At 66.0% G+C, this 583-nt stretch carries 1 protein-coding gene; it reads right to left on the bottom strand.

The features are described 5' to 3' along the window. A partial coding sequence (locus H7I41_RS16120) for an MCE family protein (RefSeq protein WP_264013613.1) occupies window positions 1-583 on the bottom strand: 583 nt, incomplete at both ends.

Genomic DNA, 583 nt, shown 5'->3' with positions numbered 1-583 from the left:
TCTGCACCAGCCCGACCGTGTCGGCGAGGTCCTGTACCGCGTTGCCGACCTCGTCGGGGTTGTCTGCCAGCGTGCCCGACACCGAGGCCAGGTTCTGATTCAGCTGACGCATCACGGTGGTGCTGTCCTGCAGCGCGGACACCAGGATCGACAGGTTCTTGACGGTGGAGAACACATCGGTGCTGTGGTCGCCGATCGCCGAAAACGCTTGGGACAGCTTGACCAGCGTCGCGCGGATGTCCGCGCCCTGCCCGCGCAGGTTGTCCGCGGCGGTGTTGATGACCGACCCGAGGGTGCTGACACCGCCGGGTTCGGTCGGCTGCAGGTTCTCGGTGATGCGCTCCAACTGCGCACGGAAGTCGTCGTACTCCACCGGGACGACGGTGCGCTCCTGCGGGATGACGGCGTCGTTCTCCATCACCGGACCGCTGCCCGAGTACGTCGGGGTCAGCTGAATCGCCCGCGAGGTCACCAGCATCGGCGACAGGATCGCAGCGTTGGCCTCGGCCGGCACCTTGTACTTGCTGTCGTACCAGAACGAGATCTTGACCCGCTCCGGCTCCGGCTCGATCTTGTCGATCCG

The organism is [Mycobacterium] manitobense, from assembly GCF_025821665.1.
Lineage (GTDB): Bacteria > Actinomycetota > Actinomycetes > Mycobacteriales > Mycobacteriaceae > Mycobacterium > Mycobacterium arseniciresistens.
This window is presented reverse-complemented; position numbering and strand designations above follow the sequence as displayed.